A 17,285-nucleotide genomic window follows, 5' to 3' on the forward strand; every position below is an offset into this window, starting at 1 on the left:
GAAGCGGGGGGGTATCAGTGGCTCGACCCGGCTCAACAGAGTGCATATATTAGCCGCTCAGGCCCCGTGACAATGGGCGCGACCGACATCACCCACCCCATCCATTCCCTTTGCTCAGCCGTTGCGTAGGTCACTCGCCCTACTCCGACCAACGCTTCATCGCACCCCTCTTCCGCCAAGCGATCTATACTGACTCAGCACAGCTAGGCAATCGATAAGTGATGTCTGGAACCCAGAATGATTTGAACAAAACCTCTCCTCTCACCGCTCGCGAGGTCTACCAGGTTCTGGACGCATTGACGTCGATGGATGGCTACTCACGCTTTTCAATGACTGCGACAGCCTCGATTACTGTGACGATTGCGTGGCTCCAGACGGGAGAGTTGGCACCTTCGAAGACTGGCAGCGTCATGGCACCGACCCAGTTAGCCTCCTGAGTAGCTGGGAGCATGAGCAGCTTGAACGCCTGCTGAGCTCGCTCTGACCAGCTCACCAATAACGCCAAATAAAAGCGCAGCCCCTCGATTGCCTTCGGGTCAGGTCAAGGGTAATGTCCAGCTATGAATGACCATCATCTCACCTCATCCAGTTCCACCTTCCGTCCAGACGGCGATGTTGAGCCGGCATGCACAGAAGCACCGGATAATGACCCGGAGCTACCGCTTTTTCTGGATTTCTTGGAACGTGATATCGCAGCCAACCCAGAGCGTTTGCGAGCAGTGGTGTGAGGCTTGTAGGGCGCGTCAACTCGCTGGCCGGTGGGATTGAAATTGACATCAATGCACCGCTATCAGCCTATGAAGAATAAGACGCCCCTAGCTTTCCGATTGCGATGACTTCAGCAGAACTAACAGAATCAGCCGATTTATGTCCGGCATCATGCGCGGTTGGCTAGGGCACTCCACAGTCAGTGCTTCACCGCGTGACCGTCGTCCATAGCTGGGCCGTCCGCAGGTTTCTTCTCGGGAACCTCGAAATTCATTGTCGTACTGGTGAGGATTTTGTGAGTCGGATCGGCTACTTCAAGCAGAATCTTATGCGTGCTGGGGGTCAGTCCGACCAGAATGATCGGATCTTCACTGCTGTGCGCCCACGTACTTTTCCAGTCATCGACGGTTACTTGCAGGTGGCCAAGACGTGGTGATACGTCACCAGCAGTTTTTCCAAAAACAGGCATGATCCTGACGTGCTCTGTCCGGTATTGGATGATGACCACTCCACGCGCAAGCGGTTCGGCCAGCGGTGGATAGGCGATGAGTTTTGGCAGCGTCTCAGATTCCAACGGGAGTATGGCTGGGGGGCGACTGATGTCGGTTTCCCCTTGGGAGAATACCTCTGGCTTGAACTCATTGATTGAGCACATGTTGGGCTTGCCGGCAGGCAACGCTGGAACCTCAACACGGTTGCCGTAACCCGACGTGGTAGTCCCTCACAACTTTTTCACAACTCACAGCTTACTGTTCAACCCAGCTCCTATTAATCTCTTTAGCCCGCGCCCCCAAGCGGGCTTTTCTTTGCCCGCAAACAACTGCTGCTCCTACGTCTCCCCTTCCAGCCCTTCTCATGCTCGACCTAACACTCCTCCCGCATCTCGGATCAGTTGTCGCCATTCGACTTCAGTAATGATCCCGTCAAGCTCCATGGCATCGGCCATCCACAATAAGTTGTCATAGTGCTACTCGGCCGTCATACGGATTGGCGGATGAGCCATGAATTCTCTCCACTCAGAAAGCGCTTCACGTTTGAGTTGATCGAACATGCCTTGCCCCTTCCGTTATTTGTAGGTAGAGGCAATGAGATGTCGTGGTGTTCAACGCTGACGACCAATGGGGATTCGTTTATTCGAGATGGCTCCGCAGACCTTGCATGCGGCTGACGAAAGACTGAGGGGGGATCGACGGCGGCACTGCCGGAATTACGCCGCTGCCGGGTGCTGCACGTACGGTAAACCCAGGCAATATCCGATTGCCGGTGACCAAGAAGCCAAAAATAATCTGCTGTACTCACAGATACCGGCAGCAGGACAAATCAAGAACGGAGTCAACAGGACTCGACGGCTCGCTGCTTTTGGTGCGGAGTCGTTCCATTGGCAGCGTCACATAAGAGAGATAACCATGAAACATGAACTTTGGCTGGAGCCGGACGGGCGTCGAATGTTCTGTGTTGCGGGCATTCATGGAGAGGAGGCGCGATCTCTGCTTCATGCAGACGCCCAGCTTATCTGGCAGGTCGAAGCTGATAGTTATTTCGAAGCGATGACTCAATATTATTCGTACATGGCTTGGGGGAAATACCAGTCGGACTTTCCCGAGCAAGACAAAGCCACCTACCGCGAACTTGGCTGGGAAAGCGCCCCGCAAGCGGACGGTCAGCCTCGGCCACCAAGTTGATTATCTACTTCCATCAATCAAGAGCAGCGCAACGCTTTGAATCGTGTCGACCAAGATATCTTGATCCACAACCTTACCAAAATGTTGGTCACATTTTCGCCAACGGCAGCTGACGTAGCGCACCTCATCAACCTCATGGTCGTTCCTGTCCGGCATGCCAGGTCGCCGGCTCTACCCTCTCTGGCCGTATAGCCTGTAGGTACTAACGATATCAACTGCAGGTATCTGCGCATCATCTACTATTACCCCGCGATATTCGGCAGATGTGCGGTCGCCGCTTATAAAGTATTGGTGTTTTTCTCAAGGAGATATTCAGCATGAAACTAAGCTACGCCGCCATGACCGCAGCCCTCGGCTTAGGCTTGGCCAATGTGTCGACCGCCAGCACCACGGCAGAAAATCTGCAAATTGCCAAAGACGCCTACATCTACGGCTACTCGCTCCTGACGACTGAAGTCACCCGAGTGCAGATGACCAATGTCGACAAGATCGAAGGTTTGCATGCACCGATGGGGCAGTTTCTCAACGTCAAGCGCTACCCGCCGGGCGATTATCGTGGTGTCTCGGCCCCCAACGCCGACACGCTGTACTCCATTGCGTGGATTGATCTAAGCAAGGAGCCGCAGGTTTTCAGCCATCCTGATATGGGCAAGCGCTATTACCTCATGCCGATGTACAACCTATGGATGACCGACTTCCATTCGCCAGGTGCGCGCACCACGGGCGACCAAGCGGCCAACTATCTGCTGACGGGCCCAGGTTGGAAGGGTACGGTGCCCGAGGGCCTGACCCAGGTCAAAGCCGCCACCAACAAAATGCTGATCCTTGGCCGCACCTATGCCGACGGCACCGAGCAGGACTACAAAGCCGTTAACGCTCTGCAAGACCAACTGAAGGTCACGCCACTATCGGCGTGGGGCAAACCTTACACACCGAAGGCTCCTGCAGTAGATGCAGATCCGGGCTTCAGCATGACCGCCAAGCCGCAGGATGTGATTCTCGGCATGGACACCTCGACGTACTTCAACAAGCTCGCCAGTCTGATGTGTGAGGACGCGCCACCTGCGGCCGAAGATGCGCCGATATTAGCGCGCATGGCTAGCATCGGCATTGTGCCTTGCAAGCCGTTTGAGCTGAGCAAACTGGAACCTGCATTGCAATCGCAGCTTAAAGATTTGCCGCAATCGGTGCTGACTGAAATAGGTGCGAGCAAGGCGTCACTGGGCAAGGAAGTAAACGGCTGGAACTTTACTACCGGCCTTGGTCAATACGGTACCCACTACCTGAAGCGTGCAATGGTCGCGGGCTTTGGCTGGCCGGCTAACCAGGAAAAGGATGCGGTGTATCCCTACACCGAAGTCGACAGCCAAGGTCAAACACTTAACGGTGCCAACAACTACACCCTGACCTTTGCCAAAGGGCAAACTCCGCCGGTGAATGGCTTCTGGTCAATCACCATGTACATGATCGATCAAGGCTGGTGGTTCGTACCGAATGCATTGAACAAGTTTACCGTCAGCCCTCGGGACAACCTGAAGTACAACGACGACGGCTCCGTGACCCTGTATTTCCAGCACGACTCCCCAGGCAAGGACAAGGAAGCCAACTGGCTGCCGACCCCTAAAGGTGATTTCCTGCCGATGCTGCGCATGTACTGGCCACAGGAAAAGACCCCATCCATTCTTGATGGCAGCTGGACTCCACCGCAAATTGTCAAAACCACCTGATGCTATTAGCGATAACGAGCCCTCAGTACTCAAACACCGAGGGCTCTTGTTTTAAGATGGTGCAATGATGCTCTTCCGTCTGATTGCACCAATGCGAACCTTGTTTGGACGCAATGCCGGTGAGTGGTTCGAAAGGAGATTACCCCTATGCCATGTTCTGGCGACCCGCTTGAACGAATTCATCCGCCGCCTGTGCAGTTGGCCACCCTTCCCCTGCAATGTGCGTGGCAAGAAGCATTGTCAGGCATAGGTCGGGCTACGAATACGCTGCTGATCCTGCACCATGTATCGACCGCTCAAGGCTTCGTATGGGCGTTGCAGGTTGGTAATACGGTGACAGATGACGAGGCCCAGCAGATGAACGCGATCATCAGTTATGCCGAGCGTGCCGCCTTCCGGCGCCTTGCTGGAGGTAAACGATAAGCCAGTCGAGGTGGTGTGTTTAGCCCCAATGGGCCACGCGCCTCCCGTCGTCCGCGAGGGCCTGCACGTAACCATCTGATAATTGTCGTCAGACCCATTGAGGAAATGCGGGCTGATAACTCAGCCCAAAGCATGAGAAATTCGAGTTCAAGCCGGGCTAAAGCCCGAAGGAGCGATAGGCCATGTTGCCTCCTGCGCAGTGCGAGAAGTCGCCTGCCGAATCTCACACCTGTGGCGCCCGACACTATTACGTGGCGACGACTTCCCCGGCTGGTCTATGCCGCATGCCTTACAGCAGGTTGAAGATCGATCGCAAGCCGCCTTGCGCACCCTACTCCCCACGCCAAAGCACGAGTCATGGATTCACCTGGTCTAGAATCAGGCACTTCCTCATGTATAGCCATGCCGCTCGCTGCGTACACTCCGATGAACATCTGCGTGATGCCTGTGGACGACAGCCTTACTTGGACATCGATAAACGTGCCGTCGTCCAACGTTTCGTCATGAGTGCGATGGTGAAGCGACGGATCAGCCCATTGCCAGAACACATCACCGCGAATTCTCATGCCTCGTCCTCCTACGACTTTAGTCCTATATGTTCGAACCTCACCATAGCGCACAGGCGGAGTGACGCAACGGGTTGCTCAATCAGCGGCCCCTAAATCGGATAACCGGCCTGAATTGCTGTACGCGGATCGATATTTTGTAGAGGTTCACGAGGTGGGCGAAACCTTCTTGCTGACATAGCGCTCGCGAGCGCCCAAGTGGAAGAAGAGTATGCTGTGCTTAATCATCCCAGTACCTGGGCAAAGGAGATCAGTCATGCCAATTCTTCGGCGTTCAGCATTGATAGCAATGATGTGCCTGATGGCCTCGGCTGGAACAGCCTGGGCTACTGAACAAGGTCAGCAGCGTCGTGTGGCACGGGATGTTCGACAGGAAACGCGCCAGGATGCGCGCCAGACCAAGCAAGATTGTCGTGCAGCCGATCAGAAGAAAAATCCCAATGCCGGCAGGATAAGCGGCAGACAAAGCAACAAGGTCGAGAGCGAGCTCGGGATATCAAATACTGAATTTCAATCTGTGTCAGCGGCATTCGAATGTGATTCTATTCAACGCAGCCATCGGGCTGGCTAGGATTCTCTCGCCATTAGAACCTCTTGAAGCAGTTCAAGGTTAAGCCGCCGGCACTCATCGCCGGCTTCTACTCTGACTTGGTAATTCTTCCTCAGCCGGAGCTTCCCCTCATTGTCATAAATATCGAAACCAATCGACGCGGTCTCGCAATAAAAGCGTGCGCCGCTAGGGATGGAACCAGTTTCTGTTGGAATTGCAGGCACAACCACGAATCTCGAAATCATTTCTATGCCCTCTCCAGTCCACGACATCTTTAGCGGCTAAAGGCCACCTTCGCAAGCCATCGCGAGCATTTCCGATGAACTACAGCCGTCATTGGAATTCAGACCTTGACCCTGTTCAACCACTGATTCTCACGCTCGCAATTAAATGCTGCCGGCTCAAATATCTCGCCGTACCAGCCCACCATGTCGTCGTGTCTGGATGCTTGGGGTCTGCCAGGGCCTCTAGAAAATCCTCATAGCCCGGGGCCCCACCAATGTCTTCCGGTGGGCAAGCATTGGCGCCTTCAATGCAATACGGCAGTTGAGGGGCTGTGATCGCGGGTAGCCTTTTCTCGACTTTGATTCGGTGATCCCAGCTGTCACCAAAGTCGTAGAGGTAGTCGAACGTCTTTTTACCGAACAGCGCTTTTACCAATGTCTTGCGAGCTTCGGGATTCACTGGCGGCCGCCAGCCATCAGGATCGGGATTCCGTATTTCTCACCTGCTGGACGTCGCCGGTAATGTTCGCGGTGCTTTGGATGCGATCAGTAAAAATGAGGAATTATCAACATGCCGCTTGGTACTCATGACACCGGAGCTATCCTGATTGGTCAACAGCTATTCCTACTGTCTCGGAGTTCATACTCGTTGAGCTCAACAGAGCAATCAGGAAGGCATGCATTTTTTTGCAGGTACACTCGAGACAGCGATGGCTAGCCAAGCGTAACCGATCCGCCTGCTCGTCATCCGAGAAGATCAGCTGATATTCGAAGGGATGCGCACGGTGAACGTGGTACCGCGCTCAGCATTGGAGTCGACATCAATATCTCCGTGGTGGGCGCTGACAATTGCTGAAGCGATGTAAAGACCCAAGCCAAGACCCGCCCCGGCGCCGTACTCTGAAATTCCGTTTTGCAGATGTCGAACCATCGGGTTAAATAGGCTGGCTTTGGCACCATCTTCGATTGGGTTACCAACGTTATGGACAGACAGCAATGCATGTCCTTGGACGACCTTCAGAGCAACGGTGACCGGAGTGCCAAGTTGTCCATGCTCAATCGCATTCCCTATCAAATTTCCGATCACCTGCTCCATTCTCGATTTATCGAATCGCCAGGCAAGGCTCGCTGGAGATTTAAAATCGATCTGTCGATCCGGATGATAGGCCCGAGCCTCTTCGACCATTCCTTCACACGCTAAGGCTAAATCTTCTAGATCAACTCTTACTGGAATACCCGAACCCAGTTGAGAGCGTGTGAAATCTAGAAGGTCGCCCACAATCTTGATGGCGCGTTTCACACTTGTGTAAATACGCGAGACGTTCTTGGTGGGCTTGGGCGGAAGATCCCCAGAACGCAATAAAACTTCAGCACTTAACGAAATTGCACCGAGAGGGCTCCTCAAATCATGACCGAGCACACCTAGAAACACGTTGCGTGAAGCATCCACCGCATTGGTATAAGTCACTACAGACTCAGCGAGCGCTTGATCGATAGCTTCATTGAATCGGACAACGTCTGCAATCTCGTCGGTCTTAGACACGTGCTCAGGTGGCATCCAGAGCATCAACACGCTGGTACGTAAGGCTCTGTACTCCGCAATCATTTGTCCAATCGTGAATCCAGATGATTGTCGAAGGTCGGCGTGCGTTTCCGCAGAAGTAACGTCGTCTGATGCTGGGGCAGCTCCATGGGATTTAAGGATCCGCGCTTCATGACTCTGTTTCGTTCGAAGGTCGGCAGCAATGGTGCGAAGCATTTGCTCTGCATGGTCTCGCAATGCAACGGAATCCATTCCATCAGCAGCAGGAGTTAGTGTCTTGGCAAAGTCTTCCCATTGCTGAAGGATAGGCTCGATATTTTGAAGGATAAAATCAGCTAGGCGCATGGTTAGCTCCCCGTTAAGTAAGTGGAAGGATCTCAACGAGGAAATGCTGCGTTGGACGCGACGAAGTGCTGGAGAGACTACACGACCGGTAGAACGGTAGCGATTTAAAACGGTCAGCATACCCAGTGCATTCAGCGGAGTCGTTCTCTGGCTCGACAAATGACAGCCTACGGCGCCCTCTGGCGCGTGCCTGTATCCAAATTATGACGGACAGTTGCGACGATCGTTGATCACGTTTTATCGGGCCGATGGTTGGCGCTGATGCCTAACGCGTCGCAGCGTTTCAAAAATTGGATGTGCATTTTAGCGGGACATCACAAAGTAACGTGTGCCAACGTCAATAGTCATTCTGTATCTCCCGAAGCGGAGCCCGGCGAACGTCAAATTTATCCCGTTCAGCTGCCTGACGGTGCTCCCGCGCGTGACTCAGACAAACACGTCCGCTGCCAAGCCCGCGTCACACCATTTGGTACTTCTGGCTCGTGGGCGGCGCGGATAAGGTAGTCAGGGGTATTTCAGCACACCTGCGGACTTGTTCCGAGAATCCTTAGACCGTTTTATCGCAGGTAAGCGATAGTGAGGTATGCAATGAACCTGAGAATTTACCCATCGAGGTCTTAGATCGTTGGCATGGTGCGGACGGCTTCATTCCAAAATTTGCATACCCTTATTCGACTCAACCAAACGGGTAGTTGCCCGCCATTCCAAGCGTTCACTTGTGCAAAAATCTACAGGTAGCAGTTGCGTAAAATGCTTTGATTTTTTTTCTGAATAAGCCACTCCTTTGTCTATGAGAAAAAAGGAGGAAGCCTTATGAATACCGGACTTTACATTATTGAGTACAAGCTCCATGGAGAGCCAAAGTCTTTCATCATCCGCGCAAAGACCATGCGCAGTGTGGATGCTTGGCACTGGGCGAGCTGTGACGCCGGCGTGGCACCCATCCCCAAACCTGGAAGACCGCCATTGAAGGTAGTATCCAAACCTCAAGCCGAAAAGTACGGACTGAGCGATGTCACCTGGCGAGAGTCGGCGACGTTGAAATGGACTGAAGTAGCAACGTCATGAGCGCTCAGATTTTCGGGGTCGTCACGCCCGCGTCACAAGGAGCGGGCCAAATCAGCGGCAAGGCCGTCTATGTGGGCGCGTGCAGAGTATGCGATCAACAGCGATGGTTAAACTTGTTATGACGACTACAATTAATGCTGATAGTCAAAGCGGGGGCCGACGCTGGTTCTCTCGTCTCGCCCCGAAATTACTCAGTGAAAAATGGGCCGAATTCGACGATGGATGAACAAAAAATCTGAGCAGCTGCGCATCGGCTTTGGGAAAAAGAACGGAACCTGAAGGACTAGACCGAAAGCACTGGTTCAATGAAGAAAAATTAGCCCGCGAACAGGATGTTGATAGTTCCACCGCTGATTCAACGCTAGGCAGCGAAAATGCGCCGTCGCGAGCTGACTCTACTGCCGCGACTGAAAAAATAAATCGATGGTAGTCAAAGCTCGAGCTGAAGATGAAGATGAAGATGAAGAGTTACGGCTGGCAGACCTGCGATAGCGCGCATTGTCGAATGTGCGCTTTCGACTTTGGGAAGCTATTGATTTTTCTGTAGCGACCCGCCGTTCCAATCTTAGGGTGCCGACCCAGGAAACCGTGCTTGATCCTCTCGCCTGCTGGCGGCATACGAGGCCTTGAGCAATGATTACCAGAAGTATTGAATGTATGGAGTATTCGATTTGAAGCGCACTGAATTTTTACAGGTTCTTCCGCGAGATACCTGAAGCTAGCGCCAGTAATACAACGAACAATCGCGATTCAATTCGACCGACGGTCGCCTAGGAGAAGCGAGCCGCTTGTGATGCAGCGTTTCTGAAGCGCTAACAGACGAAATATTTTTTCATGGAGTTAGAAAATTTTTTGGAAACCCCTGTGAGCGCGAGCCAGTTGGGAAGAATGCCCATGGACGCAAAGGTAAGGCAAGCAGCGACCCAACGCGAATAACACCTCTGCCCGGCTGGAGGAAAGGGAAGATAACCTTCCAATTTTCCATCATCAAACGCTGTTCATGCATTTCGAATGAGGGATTTCATGCCTTGCAAAGGAACGAAGACGGTGGCCATCAATCTCATGTCCTCGTACTACGGCCTAATACCTAAGCGACGCTAGGACGCTGGCTGTGTGTAATGGATTTCTTGCTAAATCTCGCCATTTGTAAGATTTGGCATTTGTCACCGTCGGTCTACGTGAATCTCGGCGTGCCGATAACAGCGGAGTTTCATATGAGCATCAGATCTGGCCAGGAAGATGACTCTGCCATCAGTAAGGTCGATATCCCTTCCCAAGAGCGACATCAGTCCTCGCCGTCCCCCCTCGACCTGGGGCTGCGTAACGTTCTTGAGGCGCTACCCGAGGCCATATATATGACTGATGCCAATGGATTGATAACTTTTTACAACGAAGCGGCCGTGTTGCTTTGGGGTGTGCATCCGACGCTTGGTAAAAGTCAATTTTGCGGGTCTTGGAAGCTTTACTGGCCCGACGGAACCCATCTGCCCCACGATGAATGTCCTATGTCCATGGCGTTAGCGCAAAAGCGACCGGTCAGAGGATTGGAGGCCATCGCGGAGCGTCCAGATGGATCGCGTGTTCGGTTCCTAGCGTGCCCCTCACCGATCTTTGATGCGACCGGAGCTCTTTGTGGCGCGGTCAATATGCTGATCGATCTAACCGACCGGACACTCGCAGACGAAGCCGCGCGGAGACACGATGCTATTGTCGAGTCATCTGATGATGCAATCGTCGCCAAAGATCTAAACGGAATTATTACCAACTGGAATAGCGGAGCACAACGGCTCTTCGGCTATACCCGAGAGGAAGCCATCGGCAAACCCATCGAGATGCTTATCCCCTTGGATAGAAAAGATGAAGAGCCCGGAATTTTAAAGCGCATTCGTTTAGGTGAGCGCATCGAGCATTATGAAACTATCCGGCGGCGCAAAGACGGCAGCCTGGTTGAGATATCTCTATCTGTCTCGCCTGTCAGAAATCGGGAAGGAAGGATTATCGGAGCAGCTAAAATTGCTCGAGATATTACCGACCGTCGACAGGCTGAGGCACAGAAAAGTTTGCTGATCAAAGAACTGGATCACAGGGTGAAAAATCTGTTCACGCTTGCTAACAGCGTTATCGCATTGAGTGCCCGTTCGGTCAAAACATCTGGTGAACTCGCAATCGCCGTTACTGACAGGCTTACCGCGTTAGCACAAGCCCACTCACTCACTATTCCGAATGGTTTCAGTAGCGAGCAGGCTACGACCTTGCATACACTTATCCAGACCATCTTCGCGCCTTATTCCACCGCCGGCTACAACAGCCAGTCTCGCGCGCTCGTAACAGGTTCTGACTTAACGATTACTGGTAGTACAGTGACGAGCTTCGCTCTTCTCCTGCATGAGTTAGCAACCAACGCAGCGAAATATGGAGCCCTCTCCTTACCTGAGGGGTTTGTAGATATTTCCTGCAGCGAGGATGCGGGGGTGTTCACCCTCGTTTGGTGCGAGAGAAACGGCCCAAAAATTGAGCGCGAACCTGACAGTGCTGGCTTCGGTACTTTTCTTACTAAATCGACAGTACGCGGGCAGCTTCACGGCGAACTTACTCGTGAATGGAATTCGGAAGGGCTAATAATCCGCCTAGCGTTCGTAGCGTCACTTTGTAAGTAAGCAATTTTAATCGCTCAACCGGATTCCGTCCGAGCGCCTGCCTGAAGATCAGCTCTTTAGCGTCAGCTCAACGCAAAAAACCCTAAGAACTCTCGCGCGCTGAACTATGGCGCAAATATTGCTAAAACTCTGCGTTACCCGCGCGATAGTGATCACAATCCTTGCAATCAGCTGACGCAGCAACCCCGTCGATGGTGGCCAAGCATCCACAAATGCTGAAGCAGTTGATCGGTGTCGCTTCACCGCTCTGTGGCCAGAAGCGTCATGATCTTTGAGATAAGCATACGGATCATGAGCGCTATATCGTTACTACCTGACCGCCCATCGGACTTTAAATTCACTACCTCTAGTTAGTAGCGACTGGCTTCGCCCTTGGCTGGCCATTCACTATCATCTGATCGTGCTTTATTTTCAGCTTCCTTCTTCGCGAGAGGTGATTGACTTGAGCTGCTTTCCCATTCGTTAGGTTCTGGCTCAGCGGTGTCGATCTCCGGTTGCTTAACCTTGAGCTGATCTTGAGCGAGACGCCAATAAAACTCGTCAGCGCATTGCGGGCGACCGTCTTTTTCCCACAATTCGTAAGCTTTTTCCCGGACTTTCCAATCTTCGATCATGATGTCATTCCTCTTGGATGGAGTCGCTGTAGATTTTCGGGCGAGTCAAAAGACCCAGTGGGCACGCTTCGTCGCCGTCCAATCTCAAAGCCCGCGTCCGCTCCGGGCCACGCGTCTGGAGGAAAGCAACTCAGAAAGCCTATGCTTCGCGCATCCACTTTATTGGAATTAGATCGTGCGACTATGGTTCAAAGTTTTTAATCGATGGTTAGCGTAAATCTTCATGGCAGGCCGAACGGCCCCACATGCCCGGCGCCATTGTGGTCGCCTCATCTGGCCTCAGCTTGGTTGGTCGACGACGGTTATGTGTGTCAGCCTTACCAGCTCAGTCTGCTTTAAAATCTCCCTCGGCGTCGCGTCAGCAGTGGGCATGATTAAGCTACTCTCACCGTCCCCGAAATGCAGCTGTAACAGGTGCATCGCGGACTCATGAGCGGGCAACTGAACCTGCTTGAGTTCAAATTGATGAGGGCGGGGCTCGCCGTCGCACAGATATTCAATCTTGAAGATGCGCATGGTTTGTTTCTCCTATTGGGTGCCATCAAAAAACCTGACCAGAAGGTCAGTTTTAGCTCGACTGCAGATCCAAAGTTGATTATTGAGGGGGCTTTATGTTCCTTGAGACACGGCCTGCGCTCGCCAGGTGCCGTCAGCCTTTGACGTTGAACTCTTCTGTTATGGCTACCGTCTAGCACATAGATGTGGATAGAAAATTGAGGCTTAAATCCCTGGCGTTAAAGGACATACCCATGACCGACCGCGCACGTTTGAATTACTTAAACGACACCCTTTTCGGCCCAATCGCTAAAACTATTGATTGCGACGTACTCATCACGTCCATCACGCCGGATGCCTTTCAGGTGCAGGTACTATCGCCAGTACCTGATGATCTACACAAGGCTCACTCCCTGACCATAATTCTTTCTTCAGGAGAACGCTTGAACGGCACGGTGGCCCACGTCCGTAGACTGGAAAATGCTGATTTGGAGTTTCAGATCGATATATGAAATTCCACCGCCACATCAGGGTTCGGAGATCCTAGAATGAACAAACCGCGAGCTGAGACAGTTACTGTCCAAACCCTGAGGTTTGAACGCAACCAGTGGGTTCCCAATAACCCGCACCTGCCGGTACTCATTTACCCCACCGCGATTGCAGTTCAGGGCGATGACCCGGCTGCGCTGTTCGAGCAGACCTTCATCGCCAATGGCTGGCCACCACAATGGCGATACGGAGTTTATAACTACCACCACTACCATACCGAAGGTCATGAAGTGCTTGGCATCGCCAGCGGTCGGGCTCAGCTGGTGCTGGGCGGCCCGGATGGTCACGTACTTGAGGTCACAGCAGGCGATGTGTTGCTACTGCCTGCAGGCACCGGCCATTGCAATTTGGATTCAAGTGAAGATTTTCTGGTCGTCGGTGCTTATCCGCCGGGGCAGCGTGCAGATATCTGCCGCGAGGCCCCCACCAAGGCTCAACTGGCTAGCATCGACACACTGTCGTTTCCCGACCAGGATCCGGTGCAAGGCGCCGTACATCGGTATTGGACTGGACAGGATTAAGATACTGCAGTCAATCACGGATGGCGCGAACCTTTCCGCTGAACACTTTGAAGCCGTAGGTGTTGTAGAGGAGCGTCACTGGGATCAGCACGGCAAACCCAACCAGCATGAATATCTGACTGGTGGGACTTGAAGCAGCCTTTTGCAGGGTTAGGTTAGGCGGGACAATCAATGGAAAGAGCACTGCGACCATCAAGGCGAACGCCAAGATGAAAATCCCCAGCGCGGCAAATAGCGGCAGATAGTGCCGGCGGCTTCGAAAGCCCAAGGCGAAACTGATTAGCAATGCAGTGAGCAGTATTGCCGCCGGCAACCAGATAAGTCGATTGGAAAGCCGTTGCGCATATCGAGCATCCAGCGTCGCTGTCCAGATCACCAAAACGGCCAACAACATCATGGTCACGATGGCCAACGCCCGTGCCTGTCGACCTGACCGACGGTGTAGATCGTCTTCAGCGCGCCAATACAGCCAGCACGCGCCCAACCACGTGTAACCCACTACGAGCACCGCGCCACAATACAGTGGAAACAAGTCCGACCACTCCCAGCCGTCCCCGCTGTACTGCCCGTCTTGATTCGGCACGCCTTGTATAAGCGTTCCCAACACAATCCCCTGAGTTGCCCCGGCTAGCAGTGAACCGATCAACAGCAAGCCATCAACCATGCGCTTCATACGAGAGCTTTTCGAGTAGTCGCGAAACTCCAGTGCTACTGCGCGAAGAATCAATGCCAGGAACATCGCGATAAACGGCAAATAAAGCGCCGGCAGCAGGACGGCATAAGCCAGCGGAAACAACGCCAGCAGACCGCCGCCACCGAGCACGAGCCACGTTTCGTTAGCGTCCCAAATCGGAAGGATAGTCACAGCCATGGCACGTCGGTGCTGACTGCATCGAGTAAGACCAAGCAGCACCCCCACACCAAGATCAGTGCCGTCCAACAGCACGTAGCTCAAGACCGAAAACCCCAGTGCGGCTGCGGACAATAGCGTGACCCAGTCATAGTCCATCATGGATGTTTACCCTCGGGATTTACCCGTTTCATCAGCCAAAGTGGGTTGTGGCCCGGACTCATCTTCGTGAGGTGGCTCCCGCAAAAGTCGCAACAGCACCCAGAGACCCACGCCGAAGATCACCAGATAAAATGACAGGATTGTCCACGTTGCTCCTACGACCTGCTGACGAGACACCGAAGACAGGCTGTCAGCAGTGCGCATCAACCCATAAATAGTAAAGGGCTGACGGCCAACCTCTGTAACAACCCACCCACTCAGCATCGCCAGAAATCCAGCAGGCGCCATCAGCACACACCCTCGGAACATCCAGCGTGCCGAGTACAAGCGATGTCGCCAGCGTAATACCAGACTGATTAGCCCCTGCCCCAGCATCAACAGCCCCAATCCGACCATGACACGGAAAGCGAAGAACACGGGTGGCACAGGTGGTATGTCCCCAGGTGGGAATTCATCAAGCGCTGCAATAGTGCCGCTCAGGTCATGTCGCAGGTACAACGACGCGACTCGTGGAATCGCCACTTCCCAATGGTTGCGTCGCTCAGCCATATCTGGAATGGCGAATAAACGTAATGGCTCCCCCTCTCCTTTCGCCGGTCGTGTCCAGGAGCCTTCGATGGCGGCAACCTTTTGCGGCTGAACTTTAAGGCTGTGCTCACCATGCAGATCGCCCACCAGTAGTTGCACAGGCGTCAGCAACGCAACCACCCACAACGCAATGGAGTAGGCAAGCCGGGCTCGCGGGTTCTGTGGCACATGCAACAACTGCCAAGCGCTAATACCGGCCACCAGCGAGGCGCTGCCTATAATCGCGGCCAATGACATATGCACAAGCCGGTAAGGGAAAGAAGGATTGAAGATGATCGCCCACCAGTTTTCGGCAATAAAACGTCCACCGGCTCCAATTGAATAGCCGGCAGGTGTTTGCATCCAGGAATTGGCCGACAGGATCCAGAAGGCGCTGATTAACGATCCGAGGGCAACGGAGCAGGTGGCGAAAAAATGCAGCCTAGGGCCCACCTTCTTCAACCCGAACAACATAATGCCGAGGAAACCTGCTTCCAGGAAAAATGCCGCCAGTATCTCGTAGAACATCAACGGGCCGAGGATATCGCCTGCCTGAGTCGAGAGGCGTGACCAATTCAATCCGAATTGGTACTCCAAGATCAGGCCCGACGCTGTGCCTACCGCAACGTTGAGCGCAAACATTTTTAGCCAGTAAAGGTAAACATCCAGGTAGACCCTTTGCTTGCGCCACAGCCACAGTGCCTCCAGCGCCATGAGAAAATTCGCCAAGCCAATGGTGAAGGCCGCCAGTACGATATGAAAGCTTATGGCAATCGCGAACTGGGCACGCGCTGCTGCCAGAGCTGAGTCAATCGAGTCCATACCACTCACCCACCATTTGCAAAGACGTAAGCGAGTCGACCGCTTTTTCAGAAGAACAACGGCTGGATAGATAGCTAGACAGGTTCCCGTAGGTAAGCATCACAGACATCCAATGCAGTATTGGTCGGTTGACTCTCGCCATTCGCAATGATTCATAACGCCAAGAGAAAGCCAATGCCGCATATCGCGCAACAGCCTCGAGGGTTTCTAAGGAGGTTCTTTATCTTGAATCAGCTACAACGGCACATCCCGTAATCTGCAACCTGAAAAAATATCAACCATGCAAAATACCCGAGCAAAACAGGTCGTGAAATATCTCAACCCATTGAATTGGCTAAATTTTCGCAGGTGAGGGCTATTGGCACATCCTATGCAAATTCTTGGTTCCCGCGTAGCGTTGGCACATTGATCGACGCGCGTCTAACCGTGATTACTGAAGGAATCCGACATGAACGCCATTGACCTTTTGAAAGCAGACCATGAGCGTGTTAAGGCCATCCTCGGTCAGCTCAGCGAGTCAACGGAGCGCGGCATCAAGAAGCGCACCGAACTACTGGCCAAGCTGGAGATGGAGATCACCATTCATACCAAGTTGGAGGAAGAAATCCTCTACCCTGCGTTCAAAGAAGCCGGGGGTAAAGAACAAGAAGTGATGTACTTCGAAGCGAAGGAAGAACACCGAACAGTAGACTCACTGGTGCTCCCAGACTTGAAAGCGACCGATCCTGGCACTCCAGAATTTTCTGGCCGTGTGAAAGTGGTCAAGGAATTCTTGGAACATCACATCGAGGAAGAAGAAACAGAGATGTTTCCTCAAGCGAACAAACTCCTCGGTAAGGCTAAGCTGAATGAACTCGGGCAGCAGATGGAAGAAATGAAAGCGGCATACAAAAAATCGCTTTCGAGCTCAAGTCTGGCGGCATAATTGAATTGATCGAATCGGCCTGGCTTAACGCCGGGCCTTTTTGTGTCCAAAAAAAGCCCGCATTTTTCAGCGGGCTAATGAGGTCACTCACGCGAGCATCCTGCTCGTACATGTTTGAGATTTGTCCATGGCAAAACGTTTCATTGATGGGAGAGCAGTCAGACCAACGGGGCCTTAGGTAGGCACTCGTGCGGTCGGCGAGGATGGTGGTCTCGTATTGAATCTCTCGACGATAAAAGCCCAGACGCACCTTCGGCGATCCGAACATCTTGGCATTGTGCTCGTTG

At 53.1% G+C, this 17,285-nt stretch carries 17 protein-coding genes and 1 pseudogene; 11 read left to right on the forward strand and 7 right to left on the reverse strand.

Annotated elements, in window-relative coordinates; all coding sequences use genetic code 11:
* Positions 1-295: 295 nt before the first annotated feature.
* The gene (locus tag BLQ41_RS31555; RefSeq protein ID WP_456239013.1) at positions 296-484 is read left to right on the forward strand and encodes a DUF7693 family protein; all 189 of its coding nucleotides are present in this window, start codon (positions 296-298) and stop codon (positions 482-484) included.
* A gap of 423 nt (positions 485-907) precedes the next feature.
* Here the strand turns inward: BLQ41_RS31555 and BLQ41_RS21195 are convergent, their stop codons facing one another.
* Entirely contained in the window at positions 908-1,363 is a 456-nt protein-coding gene (locus BLQ41_RS21195; protein ID WP_408003515.1) for a DUF6130 family protein, read from the reverse strand.
* Between the two features lie 751 nt (positions 1,364-2,114).
* Between BLQ41_RS21195 and BLQ41_RS21205 the strand changes: the two genes are divergently transcribed.
* The 3 genes from BLQ41_RS21205 (at position 2,115) to BLQ41_RS21215 (ending at position 4,540) form a co-directional block, all read left to right on the forward strand.
* Positions 2,115-2,390 carry a hypothetical protein gene (locus tag BLQ41_RS21205; RefSeq protein WP_090188718.1) on the forward strand — a complete coding sequence of 92 codons (276 nt, stop codon included), beginning with the start codon at positions 2,115-2,117 and terminating at the stop codon, positions 2,388-2,390.
* Between the two features lie 317 nt (positions 2,391-2,707).
* A complete protein-coding gene (locus tag BLQ41_RS21210; RefSeq protein WP_090183900.1) occupies positions 2,708-4,117 on the forward strand; it encodes a DUF1254 domain-containing protein in 1,410 nt (469 codons plus the stop codon).
* Between the two features lie 147 nt (positions 4,118-4,264).
* Positions 4,265-4,540, forward strand: coding sequence for a hypothetical protein (locus BLQ41_RS21215; RefSeq protein WP_090183903.1), 276 nt, complete (start codon positions 4,265-4,267; stop codon positions 4,538-4,540).
* Positions 4,541-4,815: 275 nt separating this feature from the next.
* Here BLQ41_RS21215 and BLQ41_RS30980 read toward each other — a convergent pair whose 3' ends face one another.
* Positions 4,816-5,106 (reverse strand): hypothetical protein, encoded by a 291-nt coding sequence (locus BLQ41_RS30980; RefSeq protein ID WP_090183906.1) that lies wholly within the window; start codon positions 5,104-5,106, stop codon positions 4,816-4,818.
* A gap of 256 nt (positions 5,107-5,362) precedes the next feature.
* Between BLQ41_RS30980 and BLQ41_RS21225 the strand changes: the two genes are divergently transcribed.
* Positions 5,363-5,677 (forward strand): hypothetical protein, encoded by a 315-nt coding sequence (locus BLQ41_RS21225; RefSeq protein ID WP_231997048.1) that lies wholly within the window; start codon positions 5,363-5,365, stop codon positions 5,675-5,677.
* A gap of 322 nt (positions 5,678-5,999) precedes the next feature.
* Here BLQ41_RS21225 and BLQ41_RS21235 read toward each other — a convergent pair.
* Positions 6,000-6,384: pseudogene (locus BLQ41_RS21235) on the reverse strand (plasmid pRiA4b ORF-3 family protein); the annotation flags it as partial.
* Positions 6,385-6,637: 253 nt separating this feature from the next.
* Positions 6,638-7,768, reverse strand: a complete 1,131-nt coding sequence (locus tag BLQ41_RS21240) for a sensor histidine kinase (protein ID WP_090183911.1) — start codon at positions 7,766-7,768, stop codon at positions 6,638-6,640.
* Positions 7,769-8,581: 813 nt separating this feature from the next.
* Here BLQ41_RS21240 and BLQ41_RS21245 point away from each other — a divergent pair.
* Together BLQ41_RS21245 and BLQ41_RS21250 are read left to right on the forward strand one after the other, a co-directional pair.
* Complete coding sequence (locus tag BLQ41_RS21245; RefSeq protein WP_090183913.1) at positions 8,582-8,836, forward strand: DUF6555 family protein; 255 nt, start codon at positions 8,582-8,584, stop codon at positions 8,834-8,836.
* 1,214 nt (positions 8,837-10,050) lie between these two features.
* A complete protein-coding gene (locus BLQ41_RS21250) occupies positions 10,051-11,493 on the forward strand; it encodes a sensor histidine kinase (RefSeq protein ID WP_090188721.1) in 1,443 nt (480 codons plus the stop codon).
* Between the two features lie 350 nt (positions 11,494-11,843).
* Here the strand turns inward: BLQ41_RS21250 and BLQ41_RS21255 are convergent, their stop codons facing one another.
* The gene (locus BLQ41_RS21255) at positions 11,844-12,107 is read right to left on the reverse strand and encodes a DUF2934 domain-containing protein (protein WP_090183916.1); all 264 of its coding nucleotides are present in this window, start codon (positions 12,105-12,107) and stop codon (positions 11,844-11,846) included.
* Between the two features lie 429 nt (positions 12,108-12,536).
* Here BLQ41_RS21255 and BLQ41_RS30535 point away from each other — a divergent pair, with 429 nt between their 5' ends.
* The 3 genes from BLQ41_RS30535 (at position 12,537) to BLQ41_RS21270 (ending at position 13,672) form a co-directional block, all read left to right on the forward strand.
* Positions 12,537-12,767: a hypothetical protein gene (locus BLQ41_RS30535; RefSeq protein WP_157695032.1), complete on the forward strand. Its 231-nt coding sequence runs from the start codon at positions 12,537-12,539 to the stop codon at positions 12,765-12,767.
* 89 nt (positions 12,768-12,856) lie between these two features.
* On the forward strand, positions 12,857-13,114 hold the full coding sequence (locus BLQ41_RS21265) for a hypothetical protein (RefSeq protein WP_090183921.1): 258 nt from the start codon (positions 12,857-12,859) through the stop codon (positions 13,112-13,114).
* 36 nt (positions 13,115-13,150) lie between these two features.
* A complete protein-coding gene (locus tag BLQ41_RS21270; protein WP_090183924.1) occupies positions 13,151-13,672 on the forward strand; it encodes a cupin in 522 nt (173 codons plus the stop codon).
* Between the two features lie 10 nt (positions 13,673-13,682).
* On the opposite strand, the gene cydB is transcribed toward BLQ41_RS21270, so the two are convergent.
* Positions 13,683-14,684: a cytochrome d ubiquinol oxidase subunit II gene (gene cydB, locus BLQ41_RS21275; protein ID WP_090183926.1), complete on the reverse strand. Its 1,002-nt coding sequence runs from the start codon at positions 14,682-14,684 to the stop codon at positions 13,683-13,685.
* Between the two features lie 6 nt (positions 14,685-14,690).
* Positions 14,691-16,073: a cytochrome ubiquinol oxidase subunit I gene (locus tag BLQ41_RS21280; protein ID WP_090183929.1), complete on the reverse strand. Its 1,383-nt coding sequence runs from the start codon at positions 16,071-16,073 to the stop codon at positions 14,691-14,693.
* Positions 16,074-16,521: 448 nt separating this feature from the next.
* Between BLQ41_RS21280 and BLQ41_RS21285 the strand changes: the two genes are divergently transcribed.
* On the forward strand, positions 16,522-16,998 hold the full coding sequence (locus tag BLQ41_RS21285) for a hemerythrin domain-containing protein (RefSeq protein ID WP_090183932.1): 477 nt from the start codon (positions 16,522-16,524) through the stop codon (positions 16,996-16,998).
* Positions 16,999-17,285 lie beyond the last annotated feature (287 nt).

The organism is Pseudomonas arsenicoxydans, assembly GCF_900103875.1.
GTDB classification, from domain to species: Bacteria; Pseudomonadota; Gammaproteobacteria; order Pseudomonadales; family Pseudomonadaceae; genus Aquipseudomonas; species Aquipseudomonas arsenicoxydans.